The following is a 19011-nucleotide window of genomic DNA, read 5'->3' on the forward strand; positions in this document are numbered from 1 at the left end:
GCGCCGCGTGCGCTCGCCGCCGACGACACCGGGCACCTCTACGCCGCCGTCCTCGACTATGGCCGGGCGGGGACGGCCGGGCTGATCCGGCAGTTGGCCCCCGACGGCAGCGAGCTGCGGAGTTTCGGGCGCTACGGCCTGGGCGAGGGCGAACTGCTCGATCCGGTCAGCCTCGCCTGGGCGGGGGGGCAGCTGTACGTCCTCGACGGCGAGGCGCTGCGGGTCAACGTCTACGGTCCGGCGGGCGACTTCCGGGGGGCCTTCGGCGGGCGCGGCAGCGGGCCGGGTTCCTTCGAGACCCCGCGCACGGTGGCCGCGACCCCGGGCGGCGAGGTTCTGGTGCTGGACCCCGGGCGGCGCGAGGTGGGCCGCTTCTCGCCTGCGGGCGAGTACCGGGGCCGCTACGCCTTCCGCCTCGACCGGGGCTCGGAGGCCCTGCGCGAGCTGGAAGGACTGGCGGCGGGCCCCGACGGCACCGTCTATATCGTGGACGGGGTGGCCCGCAAGGTCCGGCGCATCGACCCCGGCGGCACCCCGGGCGGCGCCTTTGCCCTCGACGGGCTGGTGGGCGAACCCGCCGCCGCCCCGTGGCTGCTGCAGCCCGGCCCGGAGGGGCAGCTCTACGCCGTGCGGCAGGGCGGGCAGATGCTGCGGACCTTCAGCGCGGCGGGCGACCTGCTCTCCACCCGCGACATGTACACCCCGGTCCTCGCGCTGACCCTGCTGCCCCGCCCCCAGGGGGAGAACCCGGCATGAGCCGACTGCCGCCGCTGACCCTCTACACCCGCCGGGGCTGCCACCTGTGCGAGCAGGCCGAGGAACGGTTGCGCCTCCTCGACTTCCGCTACGACCCGGTGGACGTGGACCGCGATCCCGCCTTACGGGCCCGCCACGGCGACGACGTGCCCGTGCTCGCGGCCGGGGAGCGCGTGCTGCTGAAAGGGGTGCTGAGCCGCGCCCGCCTCGGCGAGCTCAAGCTGCGGCTGCTGCGGGAGGCCGGGGCGGATTCCTGACGACGGCTCCCCGTGCGCCGCGCCGACCCCGCGCTACCATGCCCGCATGAGTTGGCTAGACCGCCTGCGCCAGGGCCTGAGCAAGACCCGGCAGCAGATCAACGACACCGCCGGGGACCTCGGCACCGACCTCCGCGAGACCCTGACCACCCGTCTGGATTCCATCGAGGACCTTGAATACGCCCTGATCGCCGCCGACGTGGGCCGCGCCGCCACCGAGGAGATCCTCGCGGACATCCGCGCGAGCCACAAGTCCAACCTGCAAGACGCGCTGATGGAGGCGCTGACCCTGCAACTCGAACCCGACCTGCGCCGCGCCCAGTTCCGGCAACTCGGCTTCACGCCCGACGCCCGCCGCACGGTGGTGGACCCGCGCGGGCACGTGGTCATGGTGATCGGCGTGAACGGGGTGGGCAAGACCACCACCATCGCCAAGCTGGGCGAGTACTACCTCGGGCGGGGCCGCAGCGTGATGTTCGCCGCCGGGGACACCTTCCGCGCGGCGGCGGGAGCGCAGCTCGGCGTGTGGGGCGAGCGGCTGGGCATCCCGGTCGTGGGGGGGCCGGAGGGCGGGGACCCCGCCGCCGTCGCCTATGACGCCGCTGCCGCCCGCGCCGCGCGGGGCACCGACCTGCTGTTCGTGGACACCGCCGGACGCCTGCACACCAAGCACAACCTGATGGAGGAGCTGAAAAAGGTCCGCCGCGTCGTCGACAAGGCCGACCCCGGCGAACCCGCCGACGTGTGGTTGGTGCTGGACGCGGTGACCGGGCAAAACGGGCTCGCGCAGGCCAAGAAGTTCCACGAGGCCACGCCCCTCACCGGGGTGATCGTGACCAAGCTCGACGGCACGGCCAAGGGCGGCATCCTGATTCCCATCGTCCGGGAACTGGGCGTGCCCATCAAGTTCATCGGGGTGGGGGAGGGGGCGCACGACCTCCAGCCCTTCGACCCCCGCGAGTTCGTGCGGGCACTGCTGGACGTGGACGTGCCCCGGGACTGACCCCGCTCCTCTATCCCGCCCCCCCCTTCGCCCCCGGCCCCGCGCCGTAGCATGGCCGCCTATGCCCGCCCACCGCACCGCTGCCGTGACCCGCACGACGGGGGAGACCGACCTGACGGTCACGCTGAATCTCGACTCGCCCGCCTACGACGCCCCCGCGACCGGGCACCCCTTCTTCGACCACATGCTCGACGCGCTGGCGCGGCACTCGCGGCTGGGCCTGAGCGTGGGGGGCCAGGGCGACCTGCACGTCGAGCCCCACCACCTGATCGAGGACACCGGGATCACGCTGGGGCAGGCGCTGACGCAGGCGCTGGGCGACCGCCGGGGGATCGAGCGCTATGGGTCGGCCTTCGTGCCGATGGACGAGACGCTCGCGCACGTGGTCGTGGACCTCTCGGGCCGGGCACACCTCGCCTTCGAGCCCGAGACGCTGGATGTGTGGGGCACGGCGGGCGGGATGACCCACTACCACCTGCGCGAGTTCCTGCGGGGCTTTTGCAACCACGGCGGCGTGACCCTGCATGTCCGGCTGCTCGCGGGCCGCGAGGCCCATCACGTCATCGAGGCGGTCATGAAGGCGCTGGCGCGGGCGCTGCGCGACGCGGTGCGGGTGACCTCGGGCGACCTCGCCTCCACCAAAGGAGTCCTGTGAGCACCCCCGAAGTCCTTCTCCTCGACTACGGCGCGGGCAATGTCCGCTCCGCCGCCCGCGCCCTGGAACGCGCCGGGATGACGGTCCGCGTCTCCGGCGACCCCGCCGACGTGCCGCACGCTCCCGCGCTGGTGGTCCCCGGCCAGGGCCACTTCCGGCAGGTGATGGAGGCCTTCGACCGCCACGGCTTCCACGGCCCCGTCACCGACGCGGCGCGGGGCGGCGTGCCGCTGCTGGGCATCTGCGTGGGGATGCAGATGCTGCTCTCGGAGTCGGAGGAGGCGCCCGGCTTGCCTGGCCTGGACCTCGTGCCCGGTACCGTGCGCCGCTTCGAGGCCGCGCCCAGCCAGAAGGTCCCGCAGATGGGCTGGAACAGCCTCGACAAGGTAGGCGACTCGCCCCTGCTGCGGAATCTGGCCTGTCCCGCCTACGCCTACTTCGTCCACTCCTACTACGTGCCCCTCGACGTGGAGGTGGACGCAGGCGCCTTGACCGAGTACGGGGTGCCCTTCTGGTCGGCCTTCAGCGCCGGGAACCTGCACGCCACCCAGTTCCACCCGGAAAAGAGCGGCGCGGTGGGGCTGGCGATCCTGGAGCGGTTCCGGCGGTATGTGCTGGAGGGCGAGGGGAAGTGAAGCCGGAGCAGGGTGTGCGGCTCTCCCTGACCCCAGAGGAAGCCCTCGTCCTGTTCGAGTGGCTCGTCCGCGAGGACGGAGCCGGGGGGCTGACCTTCGCCCATTCCGCCGAGGAACGCGTGCTGTGGGGCCTGGAAGCCCAGCTCGAAAAGAGCCTCGTGGACGTCCTGGCTCCCGACTACGCCGGGTGTCTGGCAGAGGCGCGGCAGAGGGTCCTGTCGCCCGGCCCTCTCTGAGCCCCGGCCCCACCCGCTACACTCGCCCGCATGAGTTCCCCCGCCCCCCGCCTGCCCCTTCCCCTCGACCACGAGCACCTGCACAAGCTGGTCACCGCCGACCTCGTGCGGCCCGACCACCTGCTGGGCGCCCATCCGGTGCGGGAGGGCGGGGTGGACGGCGTGCGGTTCGCGGTGTGGGCGCCGAATGCCGGGCATGTCAGCGTGGTGGGCGATTTCAACGGCTGGAACGGGCTTGACCATCCGATGCGGCGGCTGGACTTCGGCTTCTGGGGCGCATTCGTGCCGGGGGCCTCGGCGGGGCAGCGCTACAAGTTCCGGGTGACGGGCGCAGACGGGCGCACGGTGGACAAGTCCGACCCCTACGGCCTGCACATGGAGCGGCGCCCCGACACCGCCAGCGTGGTCTGGCAGCCCGCCTTCGAGTGGACCGACGGCGACTGGATGGCCGCGCGGGAGGTGGGCTACGACCGCCCGGTCAGCATCTACGAGGCGCATGTCGGGTCCTGGGCGCGGCGCGAGGACGGCGGGTTCCTGAACTACCGTGAGCTGGCGCACCGGCTGGCCGACCACGTGACGTGGCTGGGGTACACCCACGTCGAGCTGCTGGGCGTGATGGAGCATCCCTTCGACGGCTCGTGGGGCTATCAGGTCACCGGCTACTACGCCCCGACCAGCCGCCTGGGGACGCCCGACGACTTCGCGTACCTCGTCAACCACCTGCATGGGCGCGGCGTCGGCGTCCTGCTCGACTGGGTGCCCGGCCACTTCCCCACCGACGAGTCGGGCCTCGCCCGCTTCGACGGCGCCCCGCTGTACGAGTACGCCGATCCCCGCAAGGGCTTTCACCACGACTGGAACACCTACATCTTCGACTATGGCCGCCACGAGGTCGTGATGTTCCTGATCGGCTCGGCCCTCAAGTGGCTCCAGGACTTCCACGTGGACGGTCTGCGGGTGGACGCGGTGGCCTCCATGCTGTACCTCGACTTCTCGCGCACCGAGTGGGTGCCCAACATCCACGGCGGGCGCGAGAATCTGGAGGCGGTCGCCTTTCTGAGGCGGCTGAACGAGGTCGTGCATCACATGGCCCCCGGCGCGATGATGGTCGCGGAGGAGAGCACGTCCTTTCCCGGCGTGACGGCCCCGACCCCCTTCGGGCTGGGCTTCGACTACAAGTGGGCGATGGGCTGGATGAACGACAGCCTGTTCTACTTCGAGCAGGACCCGCTGTGGCGCAGGCACCACCACCACAAGCTGACCTTTTTCAATGTCTACCGCACCTCCGAGAAGTTCGTGCTGGCGATCAGCCACGACGAGGTGGTGCATCTCAAGAAATCGCTGGTGATGAAGATGCCCGGCGACTGGTACGCGCAGCGGGCGGGCTACCGGGCGTTCCTGGCGCTGATGTGGACCACCCCCGGCAAGAAGCTGCTGTTCATGGGCCAGGAATTCGCGCAGCCCACCGAGTGGAACCATGACATGTCGCTGCCCTGGCACCTCGCCGAGCACCCCGACCACCGGGGCGTGCTGGAGCTGGTGCGGCGGCTCAACGCCCTGTACGTGGGGCGGCCCGACCTGCACGCCGGGGACATGCTCGACGAGGGGATGCTGTGGGTCAGCGCCGACGATGCGGAGGCCAGCGTGTACGCCTATATCCGCCGCGACCCGCACGGATCGGCCTGGAGCCTAGTGGTTGCCAACCTCACGCCCGTCTACCGCGACCTGTACCCGGTGGGCGTGCCCCAGGGTGGCGAGTACCGCATGGTGCTCTCCACCGACGACGGCGAGTTCGGCGGCTTCGGCACCCAGCAGCCTGACCTGACCGCGCGGGAGGAGGGCTGGCACGGGCAGACGCACCACCTGCGGCTGAACCTACCGCCGCTCAGTGTCCTCGTGCTGGAGCCGGACCCCGCATGACTGGCCCAGGGCGCCCCGACCTCCTGACCGCCCTGAGCTTGCTGCTGCTCGTCGGGGTGGCCGTGCTGCTGCTGCTGCCGCTGCTGGGCGGGCCGCTGCCGAGTCCGTATCTGGTGGTGGGGCTGCTCGTGGCGCGGCTGGTGGTGCAGATTCTGCGGGCGCAGCAACGGCCCGAACTCAAGCGCCCGGCGGCGTGGGCCTTCGACGTGCTGCTGATCGGGTTGCTGCTGTGGGTGGCGGCGAACCGGGGGTAAAGCGGCTAGCCTCCGTGAACCGCCCGCCCCACCACCGCGTAGAGCGGGTCGGGGCGCCCCGGCCGGGGGCTGCGGTCCAGCCCCACGATGTCCCGGAAGTTCCCCGCCATCCGCAGCAGGTCCTCCACCAGCGCGACGTGCCCGGCGTCGTCCAGCGCGTGCCAGACCGCGACGGCCTTCGTCGGAAAGCAGCGGTTGGAAAAGGTGATCACGAGGGGCGCTCCCGGCTTCAGCACCCGCCCGACCTCGCGCAGCACAGTGACCGGGTCGGTGAGGTAGTCGATCGAGACGCAAATCCCGCAGCCGTCGAAGCTCGCCGTCTCAAAGGGGAGATGGGGGTCGGTGTTCAGGTTCTGCACCACCCGCCGGTTCAGGCGGGGATTGCGCTCCAGTTCGGCGCGGTTTAGGCCCAGCCCGGTCACGCCCGCGTACTCGACCTCGGGTGGAAGGTGGCTCACCCAGGAACTCATCAGGTCGAGGAGGTGGTCGCCGGGCGGGAAATACTCGCGGTACAGCTGGGTCACGGCAGCAATCGCCGCGTCGTCGATATGGGTGACAAAGCGGGGCTGGGCGTAGAAGCGCTCGTCGGGCGTCTCGTCCACCCGGCGAAAGGCCCCGGGCGGCAGTTCGGGGCGGGGGGTCTCGGATTCGGGGTGGTCGGGCATGGTCCAGCCTGGCATCCTGCCGCCCGGCAGACGGCAAGCGGGGGCACAGGACACCCGGCGCGGCCGCCTCCCGTATCCTGACGTGATGCGGACAAGAGGGCAGTCGGTGGGCCGGATGCTGGCCCTGGTCACGGCAGCATTCGGCGGTCTGGGCGGTGCTGGGGGGGCGGGTGGGCCTCCTCCTCCCGCCGACGCCCTGACCGTGTTTGACGGCGCGGCCCGGCTCCTGCGGACCCACTACGCCGGGCCGGGGATGGGCGAGGTCGACGGTCTGCTCACCGCGCAGCGTCAGCTTCTGACCTCACGCTGCACGGCCGCAGCCGCTTCCCCCTGCCCGGTGCCGCTGGGGCGGGCGGCGGTGGACACGGTGCTGTCCACCCTGGGCGACCGGCACACCTCCGTGCGCTGGGACGCGCCTCCCCTGAACCGCACCCAGGCTCCCACCGTGCCGACCTATGTCTGGAGCGGCCTGCTGACCCAGTTGATGCGGCCGGGCGTGTTGCGGGTGGTTCATGTGGACCACGGCAGCCCGGCCGAGCGTGCGGGGGTGCGGCCCGGTGACCTGGTGCTGAACGTGGGTGGCCGGGACGATCTGGACGACGTGGGGCTGCGCTCGTCCTTTCTGGAGGCGGCGGAGGAGGCCGGGAAGCCCTTCGTGCTCCGGGTGCGGCGGGGGGGCGCGGTCCGGGCCCTCACGGTCACCCCGGCGTCCTGGCCTGCCTGGGGCCAGCCCAGCCTGCGCTGGGAAGACCGGGTCGCGGTGATCAGCGTGCCGAACTTTGCGGTGGGGACGGGCGCCGCGTTCGGCAGGCTGGTGACCCGCGCCGTTCAGCAGGGCGCAGCCGGGCTGGTCGTGGACCTGCGCTGGAATCCCGGCGGTCTGGCCGACGAGTGCCTGGGGGCGGCGTACTCACTGGCCGGAGAGGCCGTGAACGTCGTGGGCATCGGCCGCAGTGGGCAGGCCGTCTACGAGTGGCGCACCAGCGCGTCGGCGCAGAAGGCCCGCCAGCAGACCCCGGTGCGCTGGAAGGGGCCGCTGGCCCTGCTGGTCACGTCCCAGACCTTTTCCTGCGGCGAGGTGCTGGCGTACTTCGGGCAGCGGGCCGGGGGGACCGTGGTGGGCAGCCCGACGGGAGGGGTCATGACGAGTGTCGTGAAGTCCTACGACGTTCCGGGGGGTGGGGTGATAAGTCTTTCCTCCGGTCGGCCGACGCTGGACGGACGGGTGAGGCTGCCGGAACGGGTGCAGCCCGACGTGACCGAGCCCACCGTGGCCGACCAGGAGGAGACGGACACCGCCCTGCAAGAGGCGCTGCGGGTGGTCCGGCGCAGGTGAGTGGAGCCTCCTGATGTCCAGGCCGCTGAAGAGTGACAGGGCCGCAGTTGTCTACATGCCTCCCCGCGCTGAGGGCCGGGCCGGGCGCTATCTTCGCCGCATGACTCCCTCCGGTGCGTGGTGGTGGCCCAGCTTCGCCTGGGTCTGACGCGCCGTTTTCTCCGCACCCCGACGCGCCCAGGTGGACACCCCACCGGGCGCTTTTCCGTTGCCTCTGTTGTCCCCAGGAGCCCCATGACCCAGACCCATTCCAGGCCCCTCGCCGTCGCCGTGCAGGAACTCAACGCCGACCTCGACACGCCCGTCACCGCGTATCTCAAGGCCGCCCGGGGGGAGACGGTCAGCTTTCTGCTGGAGAGCGTGGAGGCGGGCGAGCGGCTGGGCCGCTACTCGTTCATCGGGGTGGGAGAGGCGGGGCGCTTCACGTATCGGGACGGGCGGGTGACGGGTTCGGGGGTGTTCGGCAGCTTCGACGGCCCGGAAGCCGATCCCCTCGCCCGGCTGTACGCGGCGGCGACCCGGCCCGCGCCGCTGCCGGACGGCCTGCCCGCCTTGATCGGCGGCGCGGTGGGGTACGTGGCCTACGACCTCGTGCGGGCCTACGAGCGCCTGCCCGACGCCAACCCCGACGAGCTGAACGTGCCCGACGCCCTCTTCGTCGCGCCGCGCGGCATGGTGATCTTCGACCATCTGCGCCACCGCCTCATGGTGGTGGCGACCGCCGAGGCCCAGGCCGACGCCGACGCGGTGGTGGGGGACCTCGCCGCCCGGCTGCGCGGCCCCCTCCCCGAGGTGCCCGGCCAGGGCCCGGCCCCCGCCCCGACCTTCACCAGCAACTTCACCCCGGAAGGCNAGCGCCTGCCCGACGCCAACCCCGACGAGCTGAACGTGCCCGACGCCCTCTTCGTCGCGCCGCGCGGCATGGTGATCTTCGACCATCTGCGCCACCGCCTCATGGTGGTGGCGACCGCCGAGGCCCAGGCCGACGCCGACGCGGTGGTGGGGGACCTCGCCGCCCGGCTGCGCGGCCCCCTCCCCGAGGTGCCCGGCCAGGGCCCGGCCCCCGCCCCGACCTTCACCAGCAACTTCACCCCGGAAGGCTTCATGGACGCGGTGGAGCGGGCGCTGGAGTACATCCGCGCCGGGGACATCTTTCAGGTCGTGCCGTCGCAACGCTTCAGCGCGGACCTGGGAGGGTTGCACCCCTTCGCCCTGTACCGCGCCCTGCGGCGGGTCAATCCCAGCCCCTACCTCGGCTACCTCGCGCTGGGGGAGGTGACGCTGGTCGCCTCCAGCCCGGAGAGCCTGCTGCGCTCGGACGGGCACGCGCTCGTCACCCGGCCCATCGCCGGGACGCGCCGCCGGGGGGCCACGCCCGAACAGGACGAGCTCCTGGCCGCCGAACTTCTCGCCGACGAGAAGGAGCGGGCCGAGCACCTGATGCTGGTGGACCTGGGGCGCAACGACCTGGGGCGGGTGAGCCGCTTCGGCACCGTGCGGGTGCAAGGCGCCTTCTCGGTCGAGCGCTACAGCCACGTCATGCACATCGTCTCGACCGTGACGGGGGAACTGGCGGACGGGCAGACGCCGCTGCACGCGCTGGCCTCCGTGCTGCCGATGGGCACGGTGTCGGGCGCCCCCAAGATTCGCGCGATGGAGATCATCGACGAGCTGGAACCCGTACGCCGGGGGCCGTATGGCGGGGCCTTCGGCTATATCGCCCTCGACGGCAGCCTCGATATGGCCCTCACCCTGCGGACGATGGTGATCGCGGGCGGCCGGGTCCACATCCAGGCCGGGGCCGGAGTGGTGGCGGACAGCGACCCCGCGAGCGAGGAGGCCGAGACGCGGGGCAAGGCGGCGGCGCTGATGCGGGCGGCCGAGCTGGCAGCGGGGGGGTTGTGACGCATTTCCAGCCTCCTTCCACGCCTGCCTCCCTTCCCTTCCTCCCAGGAGACCTGCCCATGACCCTGAACGACCCCCTGACCATCCTCCTGATCGACAACTACGACTCCTTCACCTACAACCTCGTCCAGTACTTCGGCGAGCTGGGCGCCGAGGTCACCGTCTGGCGCAACGACGCCTTCACGCTCGACGACGTGCGCGAACTCGCCCCGGATGCCGTCGTCGTGTCCCCCGGCCCTTGCACCCCGCGCGAGGCCGGGCAGAGCGTGGCCGTCATTCGCGAGCTGGGGCCGCAGGTGCCCACGCTGGGCGTGTGTCTGGGGCACCAGAGCATCGGGGAGGCGTTCGGGGCGCGGGTGACGCGGGCGGCGCGGCCCGTCCACGGCAAGACCAGTCCGCTGCGGCATGACGGCACCGGGCTCTTTGCCGGGCTGCCGGGCGGCGTGCCCGTCACCCGCTACCATTCGCTGGTGGTCCGTGACCTGCCCCCTGAACTCGTGCCCGTCGCCTGGACCCAGGACCCGGGGGAGGAGGTGCTGATGGCCCTGCGCCACCGCGACTACCCGGTCTACGGGGTGCAGTTTCACCCCGAGTCTGTCGCCACCGAGGGCGGGATGGCCCTGCTCGCCAACTTCCTGACCCTGGTCCGCGAGCACCGGGCCGGGGCTGGGGTGGGCGCGTGACCGCCGCCGACGCCCGCACCCTGCACCTGCGCCTGATGAACGGCGAGGCGCTCTCGCAGTCCGAGGCCGCCGCCTTCATGCGCGAGGTGATGGAGGGGAGCGTCAGCGGGGTGCGCCTCGCGGCGGCGCTGGCGGCCCTGCGCGTGCGCGGCGAGACGCCGCAGGAGATCGCGGGCTTCGCGCAGGCGATGCGCGAGAGCGCCGTGCATGTGCAGGTCGAGCCGCGCGACGTGCTGCTGGACGTGGTGGGCACGGGCGGTGACGGTGCCCACACCTTCAACATCAGCACGACGACCGCCTTCGTGGTGGCCGCCGCCGGGGTGCCCGTCGCCAAGCACGGCAACCGCGCCGCGAGCAGCCGGGCCGGGAGTGCGGACGTGCTCGAAGCCCTGGGGGTCAACCTCGACGCCCCGCCGGAGGTCGTCGCGGACGGGATTGGGCGCCTGGGCATCGGCTTCATGTTCGCCCGCAACTACCACCCCGCCCTGCGGCACGCCGCGCCGGTCCGCGCCGAACTTGCCGCCCGCACCGTCTTCAACATCCTGGGGCCGCTCTCCAACCCCGCCGGGGCCACCCACCTCGTCGTGGGGGTCTACCGCCCGGAGCTGACCCGCACGCTGGCCGAGGTGCTGCGGCTGCTGGGCGCGAAGGGGGCCACCGTGGTCTACGGCGACGGCCTCGACGAGTTCACCGTCTGCGGCCCCAACACGGTCTCGGAGTTGCGGGACGGCGACGTGGAGGGCAGCATCGTCTCGGGTGCCGAGACAGGGCTGGAGGAGCATCCCCGCGCCGCCATCGTGGGGGGCAGCCCCGCCGAGAACGCCGGGATCACCCGTGCCCTGCTCACGGGCGGCGGCACCCCCGCCCAGCGCGACATCGTGGCGCTGAACGTGGGCGCGGCGCTGCACACGGCCGGGCAGGTCGCTTCCCTGCGCGGCGGTGTGGGTCAGGCCCGCGAGGTCATGGCGAGCGGCGCGGCCTGGGACCTCCTCCAGCGGTACGCGGCCCACACGCGGCGGTAGGGGAGGGCAGGCGGTGTGGCACCCTGGGGCCATGCCGCAGCCTCAGCCGGTCGGAAGCGTGGAGGAACGCGGGTGGGGCCGCACTCCCCAGGGTGAGGCCGTCACCCTGTTCACCCTGAGCCTGCCGAACGGCATTCAGGCCAGCCTGACGGATCACGGCGGCGTCCTCGTGCGCCTGCTGACTCCCGACCGCGACGGGAACCTCGGCGACATCGTGCTGGGGTACGGCACGCCGGAGCCGTATTTCGACCGGGCCACCGCCTCCTTTTTCGGGGCGCTGATCGGGCGCTATGGCAACCGCATCGCCGGGGGCCGTTTCACCCTGGACGGCCAGAACTACAGGCTCGCCCGCAACAACGGCCCCAACGCCCTGCACGGCGGCGAGCGCGGCTTCGACCAGCGGCTGTGGCAGGGCGAGGCGTCGGTGGGGCCGGAGGGTCCCCAGGTCGTCTTCGCCCGCGTGAGTCCCGACGGCGAGGAGGGCTATCCCGGCATCCTCACCGTCCGGGTGACCTACACCCTGCGGCCCGAGGGCGCCCTCCAGATCGACTACGCGGCGACGACCGACGCGCCCACGGTCCTGAACCTCACCAACCACAGCTACTGGAACCTGTCGGGGGATGCCCGGCGCGACATCCTCGGGCACAGGCTGACCCTGGCGGCCGACCACTTCACCCCGGTAGACCAGACGCTGATTCCCACCGGGGAGCGCCGGGCGGTGGCGGGGACGCCGTTCGACTTTCGCACGGCCCAGCCCATCGGCGCACGGGTGGACATGGGCGACGAGGGGCTGCGTTTCACCGGGGGCTACGACCACAATTTCGTGCTGCGCGGGGGAGGGGGCCCGGCGGCCCTCCTGCACGACCCGGTCAGCGGGCGGCGGCTCACGGTCCACACCGACCAACCTGGAATGCAGGTTTACAGCGGCAACTTTCTGGACGGTTCGCTCGTCGGCAAGGGCGGCCAGCGCTACGGCCACCGCTGGGCGGTCTGTCTGGAAACCCAGCACTTCCCGGATTCGCCCAACCAGCCCGATTTTCCCTCCACGGTGCTGCGCCCCGGCGAACGCTTCATGTCGCGGACGGTATACAGCTTCTCCGCCGAATAAGGCTCAGGCGGGCGGCAGCAGCACCTTGCCCTCCAGCGGGGTGCTCAGCACGATGGAGGTCGCGCAGGTAAAGCCCATCGCGATCAGTTCGCCCAGCAGCCCCTCCAGCGCGGCCACGTCGGGCACGGCCACCTTGAGGATGCAGGAGTTGTCGCCCGTCACCGAGTGGCACTCCAGCACGCCGTCGTGCTTCCTGGCCCAGCGCACCAGCGTGGGGTCGTTGCGGCCCGAGTCCTGCACGCCGATAAAGGCGGTGATCGCGCGGCCCAGCGGTTTGGTCGCCACCCGCACCCCGTAGCCCAGGATCACACCCGCGTCTTCCAGCCGCCGCACCCGCTCGGTCACGGCGGGCGCCGAGAGGCCCACCCGGCGACCGAGCTCACGCATGCTCAGCCGCGAGTCGGTCTGGAGCGCCTCCAGAATGCGGTGGTCCAGCGCGTCCAGGGACCCGTGTGCCCTCACGCCCGGCCTCCGGGAAAGCACCAGGGCAGGGAACGGCGGCCAGGGAAGGCGAGGGTCTTCATGAGGCCATCTTAACGTTTGAAAGGTCGGGCATGGCGTTTGTCAGTTTGGTGTGCCGGGTGGGACCGGGCCGGGACGTGCGACGCGCCTTCCAAAGCGGCTGAGGGGGCGTCAGACTTTGAGAGACAACCCTCACGTTTCTCTTGCCCCAGGAGGCCCCATGCCCACCCCCGCCACCCTGCACCCCCAGGCCACCGTCCGGTCCCAGCAGATGCTGCCCCGCAACCACCGCGCCCCCAAGTGGCAAGGCGTGCCTGACGAGCAGTGGTACGACTGGAAATGGCAGCTCAAGAACCGCATCAATTCGGTGGATGAACTCGAAGAAGTCATCCGCCTGACGCCCTCCGAGCGGGCGGGTGCCAGCGCCGAGGGCATCTTCCGGCTGGACATCACGCCGTATTTCGCCTCGCTGATGGACCCCGAGGACCCCACCTGCCCGGTGCGGCGTCAGGTGATCCCCACCCACCACGAACTCGAGCCCTTCACCTCGATGATGGAAGACTCGCTCGCGGAGGACAAGCACAGCCCGGTGCCGGGCCTGGTCCACCGCTACCCCGACCGGGTGCTCATGCTGGTGACCACCCAGTGCGCGAGCTACTGCCGCTACTGCACCCGCTCGCGCATCGTGGGCGACCCCAGCGAGACCTTCAACCCCGCCGAGTACGAGGCGCAACTGAACTACCTGCGGAACACGCCCCAGGTGCGCGACGTGCTGCTCTCGGGCGGCGATCCGCTCACTCTCGCTCCGAAGGTGCTGGGCCGCCTGCTCTCTGAGCTCCGCAAGATCGAGCACATCGAGATCATCCGCATCGGCACCCGCGTGCCCGTGTTCATGCCCATGCGCGTGACCCAGGAACTGTGCGACGTGCTCACCGAGAACCACCCCGTGTGGATGAACATCCACGTCAACCACCCGCGCGAGATCACCCCGGAAGTGGCCGAGGCCTGCGACCGCCTCACCCGCGCGGGCGTGCCGCTGGGCAACCAGAGCGTGCTGCTGCGCGGCATCAACGACCACCCGGTCATCATGCAGAAACTCCTGCGCGAACTCGTCAAGATCCGGGTGCGGCCCTACTACATCTACCAGTGCGACCTCGTCCACGGGGCCGGGCACCTGCGGACCACCGTCAGCAAGGGCCTGGAGATCATGGAGAGCCTGCGCGGGCACACGTCGGGCTACTCGATCCCGACCTACGTCGTGGACGCGCCCGGCGGCGGCGGCAAGATTCCGGTCGCGCCCAACTACGTGCTCTCGCACTCGCCCGACAAGCTGATTCTCCGCAACTTCGAGGGCTACATCGCCGCCTACTCCGAGCCGACCGACTACACCGGCCCCGACATGATGGTGCCCGAGGAGTGGCAGCGCAAGGAACCCGGCCAGAGCGGCATCTACGGCCTGATGGAAGGAGAGCGCATCTCCATCGAGCCCAAGGAATTCAGCGAGAGCCGCAATCGCCCCGGCGCGACCATGCACCGCCTGAACAGCCGTGAGGACAAGTGGGCGGCGCACGGCATCGGCGGCGCGGGCGCGGTGACGGATACGGCGCCGGACGGGATGGTGCAGGTGCCGCAGCCGGTGAGCGGGGACTGAGCCACCTGGCCCATGCGGCTGCGCCCACCGCGCCCGAGACTCCATTCATGTTGACCTTTCAGCCCATTACCCCTGAGAACGAAGCCCACGTCGCCCGAATCTTCGCCGGCGACGAGGCGCAGTACTGGGTGCACTACAACACCTACTGGCTGGCCAACAGCCGCACCGTGCCCGGCGTGGAAGCGCGGCTGATCTACGAAGCCGGCGCGAGCGAGCCGCTCGGGTTCATCGCCTACGGGCAGCACTACGCCGACGAGGCTTTGACCGAAGCGGTCCCGGATTCGCTGGAAATCATCCACATGGTGATCGACGCGCCGCACCAACGCCGGGGCTATGGCCGGGAAGCCACCTTGCGGGCCATCCGGGAATTGCGCGATTGGCCCGGCCAACACCGAATCGTGATCGCGCACAACCCCAGCAACGGCCCCGCCCGCTCCCTCTACGAATCTCTCGGGTTCGCCCTCTGCGGCGAGAATTACGACGGCGACCCCCTGCTCGAACTCCGAGGAGACCCCCTATGACCACCGCCACCAAACCCCGCCAGCCCCTCCTCCAGACCGCCCTCCCCGGCCCCAAGACCCAGGCCATCATGGAGCGCGACGCCCAGCACCTCTCCACCTCGTACATGCGGCCCTATCCCTTCGTGCCCGACCACGGCGAGGGCGTCTGGCTCACCGACGTGGACGGGAACACCATGCTCGACTTCTTCGCGGGGATCGCCGTAAGCACGACCGGGCACGCGCACCCGCATGTGGTGAAAGCCGTGCAGGAGCAGGTCACCAGGTTCTCGCACGTCTGCCTGACCGACTACCCGCAGGAGATCACCACCAGCCTCGCGGAACGGCTGGTCGCGCACATCGAGAAGCCCGGCGAGAAGTGGCGCGTTTTCCTCGGCAACTCCGGCGCGGAGGCGGTGGAGGCGGCGGTCAAGCTGGCCCGCAACCACACCGGGCGCACGCACATCATCTCGACGCTGGGCAGCTTTCACGGGCGGACCTACGGCGCCATCACGCTGACGGGCTCCAAGACGAAGTACAAGCGCGGTTTCGGCCCGCTGCTGCCGGGTGTCAGCCACGTGCCCTACCCCAACCCCTTCCGCCCGCCGCTGGGCGCGACGGCTGAAACCTGCGGACAGGCGGTGCTCGACCATATCGAGCTGCTGTTCAGCACCGTCATCCCCGCCGACGAGGTCGCCGCCATCATCATCGAGCCGATGCAGGGCGAGGGCGGGTACATCGTGCCGCCCGCCGATTTCCTGCCGGGGCTGCGGGCGCTGTGCGACCGGCACGGCATCATGCTGATTTTCGACGAGGTGCAGGCCGGGATGGGCCGCACGGGCAGGATGTTCTCGTTCCAGCAGTTCGAGGGGTATGGAAATGTCCAGCCCGACATCGTGACGCTGGCCAAGGGGATCGCCTCGGGCCTGCCCATCAGCGCGATGCTGGCGAAGGAAAGCGTGATGACGTGGCCGGTCGGCTCGCACGGCTCGACCTTCGGGGGGAATCCGGTCGCGGCGGCGGCGGCGCACGCCACGCTCGACCTGCTCGAAGGCGTGGTCAAGCATGAGGGCTGCGGCGAGAGCCTGATGGACAACGCCCGCGAGGTCGGCGCGTACATCCTGGCCGAGTTGCGGAAGATGCAGGCGGAGTTCCCTTTCCTGGGCGACGTGCGCGGCGAGGGCCTGTTTATCGGGCTGGAGTTCGTCAAGCCGGACGGCTCGCCCGACGGGGCCCTGCGCGACCGCGCCAGCATGGCGATGTTCGAGAAGGGCCTGCTCAACCTCGACTGCGGCGAGGCCGTGATCCGCATCAGCCCGCCGCTGATCCTGACGCGGGGGGACGCCGAAACGGGTCTGGCGATCATGCGGGAGACGCTGGCAGCGCTGTAAATCCCGGTGGACCAGGGCTGGACCGTGGACGGAGTGTCGCCACGGTCCAGCGTTCATGGCCGCGTGTTACGCTGTCATCAGAAAGGAGCGCCCGCCATGACCCTGACGGACCCACCGCTGAAGATCGCCGATCCGGTGCGAACCGGTTACGCCGCCGAGGTCGTGGCGAACGCTTTTCTCGATCTCGCGCGGGCGGAGGGCCGCAGCCTCACGCAGATGCAGCTGCACAAGCTGGTCTTTGTCGCGCACGGGTGGACGCTGGCGCTGCTGGGACGGCCGCTGATCTACAACACGGTGCACGCCTGGCAGTACGGCCCCATCGTGCGGCGGCTGTGGGACCACTGGGGCGGGCGGGGCCGCGCTCCCATCGCGGAGCCGCTGGGCGTCTCGCCCGGCGAACCCGACCTGAGCGGCGATCCCGCCGCGCTGGAAGTGATCCGCAGCGTGTGGACCACCTACGGCCAGATGAGCGGCGAGGAACTCTCGCGCCTGACCCACCTGGAGGGCAGTCCCTGGACCCAGGTGTTCGGCCACGCGACCGACCTGATTCCCAACGAGGTCACCCGCGAGTACTACACCGCCCTGGCCCGCAGCGCCTGAGCAGAACTCCGGCTGTCCCGTGAGGTGGGAACGGGCACTCCCGGCCGGGGACAGCAGGAGAGGGGACGATGGTGGGCAAGAGAGGCACCGGAAGGCGGCGGCGGGGCTGGAGCGGGGGCCCCGGACTCCAGATGAGCGGGGCGGACACATGACCGGGCCCGGGTCACAGGAGGCCCTGACCTCCCTGAGCGCCATTCATGCCCGGGTGGAGGGCGGCCTGGAAACCGAGCGCCGCCAGCGGGCCGACGAGGATTATGTCCGGCAGCGGCAGGCGCTCACGCTGCGGGAGGTCCGGGCGCAGCAGCGGTGGCGTGGCTGGGCGGGTTTCGCCGTGTTCGCGCTGGCGACCGCGTGGCTGGTCGCGGACGTGGTGCTGACCCTGGCGGTGGGCTGGGGCACACTGGGGGGCCGCCCCTTCCGACTGGAGCCCGGCGTGGTCATCGCCTTTCTGACCACCAGCACGGCGACCGTGATCGGCCTCTTTCTGGTGTTCCTGCGCTGGCTTTACCCGCAAGACCCCGTGCGCGGGGGCGGGGCGGTCCTTCCCGAGGGCCGGGAAAGCCGGGGGCGCTGGCCCCGCGCCTACGCCGTCTGCCGCAGGTAGCGCACCACGTCCGCCGCGTGGCTGGCCGGGTTCACCGTGCGCCAGTGGTGGGCGACCTTGCCGTCCGGGTCGATCAGGAACGTCTGCCGCCCCGCCAGTCCCATCAGCCCGCCGAGGCCGCCCATCACGCCGTAGGCGCGGCACAGGGCGCGGTCGCCGTCGGGAATCAGGGGGAACGAGAGGCCGCAACTCTCGCGAAACTTCGCCTGCCGCGCCTCGGTGTCGGTGCTCACGCCGATCACGGCGGCGTTCAGGCGCTCCAGCTCGGGCAGGGCCGCCTCAAAGCGCTGCGCTTCCACCGAGCAGCCGGGCGTGCTCGCGCGGGGGTAGAAGTACAGCACCACCCAGCGGCCCCGCAGGTCGGCGAGGCGGACGGGCTGGCCGTCGTCGCTGCGGGTGTCGAAGTCAGGGGCGGGCTGGCCGACGCGGGGAGACATACCCCCGATTGTACCGGGCCGCCTACAATGCGCCCGTGTCCGCCCCCTCACCCGCCCCCCTCGCCGCGCGGTTGAGCGCCTCCGCCCTGCTGCCCGGCCGCGTCCTTGCGCTGAAGGGCACGGACTCTGCCGCCTCCGCAGAGAAGCGGCGCGGCCCGCCTGCCCACTCCTCCGCGCCGGGAGTGGTGCGGCTGGGGGGGACGTGACCGGGGAAGGGATGAGGTTGCCCCCCCTGCTTGGCCGTCCGCTTCAGCCCCACGCGGGAGAGACGGTCGTGGTGGGCGTGTCGGGCGGCGCCGACAGCGTGGCGCTGCTGCGGGCGCTGCTGCTGGTGGGGGCGCGGCCGGTCGCGGCGCATCTGGACCACGCCCTGCGGGAAGGGTCGGCGCAGGACGCGGCCTGGGTGGAAGAACTCGCGGACCGGTTGGGGGTGCCGTTCCACGGAACGCGGGTGGAGGTGGGCGCGGTCGCCGCCCGGCGCGGGTGGAACGTGGAGGACGCCGCCCGCCGGGTCCGCTACGGGTTCCTGGCGCGGACCGCGAAGGCAGCGGGGGCCTCCGCCCTCCTGACCGCGCACACCCGCCGCGACCAGGCCGAGACGGTGCTGATGGACCTGCTGCGCGGCGAGGCCGTGCTGGGCGGCATCTCGCCCGCGCGGGGCCGCGTCCACCGCCCCTGGCTGGACCTGCCCCGCGCCGACGTGGAGGCCTTCCTGCGCTCGCTGGGGCAAGGCTGGCGCGAGGACCCCACCAACACGGACCTCACCCAGACGCGGGCGTGGCTGCGTGCGGAGGTCATGTCCCTCCTGACCGCCCGCTTTCCCGGTCTGGAGGGCGCCCTGGCCCGCCTCGCCCGCCTCGCCCGTGAGGACGACGCGGCGCTGCGGAACCTCGCCGCCCGGCTGACCGATCACGCGCCCCGGACCGGGCAGCCG

22 protein-coding genes and 2 pseudogenes are annotated in these 19011 nt (G+C 71.5%); 21 read left to right on the forward strand and 3 right to left on the reverse strand.

Annotation, left to right across the window (positions count from 1 at the left end; all coding sequences use genetic code 11):
• The 8 genes from QOL99_RS06590 to QOL99_RS06625 all read left to right on the forward strand — a co-directional run.
• Positions 1 to 756, forward strand: a 756-nt coding sequence (locus QOL99_RS06590; protein ID WP_285522417.1) for an NHL repeat-containing protein, incomplete at its 5' end; no start/stop codon positions are given.
• On the forward strand, positions 753 to 1013 hold the full coding sequence (locus QOL99_RS06595; protein ID WP_285522419.1) for a glutaredoxin family protein: 261 nt from the start codon (positions 753 to 755) through the stop codon (positions 1011 to 1013). The genes QOL99_RS06590 and QOL99_RS06595, both read left to right, overlap by 4 nt.
• A 46-nt stretch (positions 1014 to 1059) precedes the next feature.
• Complete coding sequence (ftsY, locus tag QOL99_RS06600; protein WP_285522421.1) at positions 1060 to 2016, forward strand: signal recognition particle-docking protein FtsY; 957 nt, start codon at positions 1060 to 1062, stop codon at positions 2014 to 2016.
• A gap of 61 nt (positions 2017 to 2077) precedes the next feature.
• On the forward strand, positions 2078 to 2671 hold the full coding sequence (gene hisB, locus QOL99_RS06605) for an imidazoleglycerol-phosphate dehydratase HisB (RefSeq protein ID WP_285522423.1): 594 nt from the start codon (positions 2078 to 2080) through the stop codon (positions 2669 to 2671).
• A complete protein-coding gene (gene hisH, locus QOL99_RS06610) occupies positions 2668 to 3306 on the forward strand; it encodes an imidazole glycerol phosphate synthase subunit HisH (RefSeq protein ID WP_285522425.1) in 639 nt (212 codons plus the stop codon). Before hisB ends, hisH begins: the two co-directional genes overlap by 4 nt.
• On the forward strand, positions 3303 to 3542 hold the full coding sequence (locus QOL99_RS06615; protein ID WP_285522428.1) for a hypothetical protein: 240 nt from the start codon (positions 3303 to 3305) through the stop codon (positions 3540 to 3542). Before hisH ends, QOL99_RS06615 begins: the two co-directional genes overlap by 4 nt.
• 30 nt (positions 3543 to 3572) lie before the next feature.
• On the forward strand, positions 3573 to 5462 hold the full coding sequence (locus QOL99_RS06620; protein ID WP_285522430.1) for a 1,4-alpha-glucan branching enzyme: 1890 nt from the start codon (positions 3573 to 3575) through the stop codon (positions 5460 to 5462).
• On the forward strand, positions 5459 to 5716 hold the full coding sequence (locus QOL99_RS06625; protein WP_285522433.1) for a hypothetical protein: 258 nt from the start codon (positions 5459 to 5461) through the stop codon (positions 5714 to 5716). Before QOL99_RS06620 ends, QOL99_RS06625 begins: the two co-directional genes overlap by 4 nt.
• A 5-nt stretch (positions 5717 to 5721) precedes the next feature.
• On the opposite strand, the gene QOL99_RS06630 is transcribed toward QOL99_RS06625, so the two are convergent.
• On the reverse strand, positions 5722 to 6381 hold the full coding sequence (locus QOL99_RS06630; RefSeq protein ID WP_285522435.1) for a class I SAM-dependent methyltransferase: 660 nt from the start codon (positions 6379 to 6381) through the stop codon (positions 5722 to 5724).
• Positions 6382 to 6466: 85 nt separating this feature from the next.
• Between QOL99_RS06630 and QOL99_RS06635 the strand changes: the two genes are divergently transcribed.
• The 6 genes and pseudogenes from QOL99_RS06635 to QOL99_RS06655 all read left to right on the forward strand — a co-directional run bounded on the left by QOL99_RS06635 (position 6467) and on the right by QOL99_RS06655 (position 12435).
• Positions 6467 to 7717, forward strand: coding sequence for a S41 family peptidase (locus QOL99_RS06635; RefSeq protein WP_285522436.1), 1251 nt, complete (start codon positions 6467 to 6469; stop codon positions 7715 to 7717).
• 234 nt (positions 7718 to 7951) lie between these two features.
• Positions 7952 to 8566, forward strand: a pseudogene (locus tag QOL99_RS17965) (anthranilate synthase component I); the annotation flags it as partial.
• A gap of 6 nt (positions 8567 to 8572) precedes the next feature.
• Positions 8573 to 9622: pseudogene (locus tag QOL99_RS17970) on the forward strand (anthranilate synthase component I family protein); the annotation flags it as partial.
• Between the two features lie 59 nt (positions 9623 to 9681).
• Complete coding sequence (locus QOL99_RS06645; protein ID WP_285522440.1) at positions 9682 to 10305, forward strand: anthranilate synthase component II; 624 nt, start codon at positions 9682 to 9684, stop codon at positions 10303 to 10305.
• 35 nt (positions 10306 to 10340) lie between these two features.
• Positions 10341 to 11327, forward strand: a complete 987-nt coding sequence (gene trpD, locus QOL99_RS06650) for an anthranilate phosphoribosyltransferase (protein WP_285522463.1) — start codon at positions 10341 to 10343, stop codon at positions 11325 to 11327.
• 31 nt (positions 11328 to 11358) lie between these two features.
• A complete protein-coding gene (locus QOL99_RS06655) occupies positions 11359 to 12435 on the forward strand; it encodes an aldose epimerase family protein (RefSeq protein ID WP_285522444.1) in 1077 nt (358 codons plus the stop codon).
• Between the two features lie 3 nt (positions 12436 to 12438).
• Here QOL99_RS06655 and QOL99_RS06660 read toward each other — a convergent pair whose 3' ends face one another.
• Positions 12439 to 12897 carry an Lrp/AsnC family transcriptional regulator gene (locus QOL99_RS06660; protein ID WP_285522446.1) on the reverse strand — a complete coding sequence of 153 codons (459 nt, stop codon included), beginning with the start codon at positions 12895 to 12897 and terminating at the stop codon, positions 12439 to 12441.
• Positions 12898 to 13117: 220 nt separating this feature from the next.
• Here QOL99_RS06660 and QOL99_RS06665 point away from each other — a divergent pair, with 220 nt between their 5' ends.
• The 5 genes from QOL99_RS06665 to QOL99_RS06685 all read left to right on the forward strand — a co-directional run bounded on the left by QOL99_RS06665 (position 13118) and on the right by QOL99_RS06685 (position 17640).
• The gene (locus QOL99_RS06665; protein ID WP_285522448.1) at positions 13118 to 14548 is read left to right on the forward strand and encodes a KamA family radical SAM protein; all 1431 of its coding nucleotides are present in this window, start codon (positions 13118 to 13120) and stop codon (positions 14546 to 14548) included.
• Positions 14549 to 14595: 47 nt separating this feature from the next.
• Positions 14596 to 15069, forward strand: a complete 474-nt coding sequence (locus QOL99_RS06670) for a GNAT family N-acetyltransferase (protein ID WP_285522450.1) — start codon at positions 14596 to 14598, stop codon at positions 15067 to 15069.
• Positions 15066 to 16436, forward strand: coding sequence for an acetyl ornithine aminotransferase family protein (locus tag QOL99_RS06675; RefSeq protein ID WP_285522452.1), 1371 nt, complete (start codon positions 15066 to 15068; stop codon positions 16434 to 16436). The genes QOL99_RS06670 and QOL99_RS06675 overlap by 4 nt, the downstream gene beginning before the upstream one ends.
• Positions 16437 to 16532: 96 nt before the next feature.
• Entirely contained in the window at positions 16533 to 17036 is a 504-nt protein-coding gene (locus QOL99_RS06680; RefSeq protein WP_285522454.1) for a Panacea domain-containing protein, read from the forward strand.
• A gap of 148 nt (positions 17037 to 17184) precedes the next feature.
• The gene (locus QOL99_RS06685) at positions 17185 to 17640 is read left to right on the forward strand and encodes a hypothetical protein (RefSeq protein ID WP_285522456.1); all 456 of its coding nucleotides are present in this window, start codon (positions 17185 to 17187) and stop codon (positions 17638 to 17640) included.
• Here the strand turns inward: QOL99_RS06685 and QOL99_RS06690 are convergent.
• Positions 17619 to 18077, reverse strand: coding sequence for a peroxiredoxin (locus tag QOL99_RS06690; RefSeq protein ID WP_285522458.1), 459 nt, complete (start codon positions 18075 to 18077; stop codon positions 17619 to 17621). The two genes, QOL99_RS06685 and QOL99_RS06690, sit on opposite strands and share 22 nt — an antisense overlap.
• Positions 18078 to 18112: 35 nt before the next feature.
• Here QOL99_RS06690 and QOL99_RS06695 point away from each other — a divergent pair, with 35 nt between their 5' ends.
• Positions 18113 to 18283 (forward strand): hypothetical protein, encoded by a 171-nt coding sequence (locus QOL99_RS06695; RefSeq protein ID WP_285522460.1) that lies wholly within the window; start codon positions 18113 to 18115, stop codon positions 18281 to 18283.
• Between the two features lie 11 nt (positions 18284 to 18294).
• A partial coding sequence (gene tilS / locus QOL99_RS06700; RefSeq protein ID WP_285522462.1) for a tRNA lysidine(34) synthetase TilS occupies positions 18295 to 19011 on the forward strand: 717 nt, incomplete at its 3' end.

Source organism: Deinococcus rhizophilus (genome assembly GCF_030271215.1).
Classification (GTDB): domain Bacteria; phylum Deinococcota; class Deinococci; order Deinococcales; family Deinococcaceae; genus Deinococcus; species Deinococcus rhizophilus.

Excerpts from the sequence above, each read along its gene's own strand:
- trpD (WP_285522463.1), top strand. The coding sequence starts at position 10,341 with ATGAACGGCGAGGCGCTCTCGCAGTCCGAGGCCGCCGCCTTCATGCGC.
- QOL99_RS06635 (WP_285522436.1), top strand. The coding sequence starts at position 6,467 with ATGCGGACAAGAGGGCAGTCGGTGGGCCGGATGCTGGCCCTGGTCACG.
- QOL99_RS06665 (WP_285522448.1), top strand. The coding sequence starts at position 13,118 with ATGCCCACCCCCGCCACCCTGCACCCCCAGGCCACCGTCCGGTCCCAG.
- QOL99_RS06685 (WP_285522456.1), top strand. The coding sequence starts at position 17,185 with ATGACCGGGCCCGGGTCACAGGAGGCCCTGACCTCCCTGAGCGCCATT.
- QOL99_RS06680 (WP_285522454.1), top strand. The coding sequence starts at position 16,533 with ATGACCCTGACGGACCCACCGCTGAAGATCGCCGATCCGGTGCGAACC.
- QOL99_RS06630 (WP_285522435.1), bottom strand. The coding sequence starts at position 6,381 with ATGCCCGACCACCCCGAATCCGAGACCCCCCGCCCCGAACTGCCGCCC.
- QOL99_RS06595 (WP_285522419.1), top strand. The coding sequence starts at position 753 with ATGAGCCGACTGCCGCCGCTGACCCTCTACACCCGCCGGGGCTGCCAC.
- QOL99_RS06670 (WP_285522450.1), top strand. The coding sequence starts at position 14,596 with ATGTTGACCTTTCAGCCCATTACCCCTGAGAACGAAGCCCACGTCGCC.
- QOL99_RS06620 (WP_285522430.1), top strand. The coding sequence starts at position 3,573 with ATGAGTTCCCCCGCCCCCCGCCTGCCCCTTCCCCTCGACCACGAGCAC.
- QOL99_RS06625 (WP_285522433.1), top strand. The coding sequence starts at position 5,459 with ATGACTGGCCCAGGGCGCCCCGACCTCCTGACCGCCCTGAGCTTGCTG.
- ftsY (WP_285522421.1), top strand. The coding sequence starts at position 1,060 with ATGAGTTGGCTAGACCGCCTGCGCCAGGGCCTGAGCAAGACCCGGCAG.
- QOL99_RS06655 (WP_285522444.1), top strand. The coding sequence starts at position 11,359 with ATGCCGCAGCCTCAGCCGGTCGGAAGCGTGGAGGAACGCGGGTGGGGC.
- QOL99_RS06645 (WP_285522440.1), top strand. The coding sequence starts at position 9,682 with ATGACCCTGAACGACCCCCTGACCATCCTCCTGATCGACAACTACGAC.
- QOL99_RS06690 (WP_285522458.1), bottom strand. The coding sequence starts at position 18,077 with ATGTCTCCCCGCGTCGGCCAGCCCGCCCCTGACTTCGACACCCGCAGC.
- QOL99_RS06675 (WP_285522452.1), top strand. The coding sequence starts at position 15,066 with ATGACCACCGCCACCAAACCCCGCCAGCCCCTCCTCCAGACCGCCCTC.
- hisB (WP_285522423.1), top strand. The coding sequence starts at position 2,078 with ATGCCCGCCCACCGCACCGCTGCCGTGACCCGCACGACGGGGGAGACC.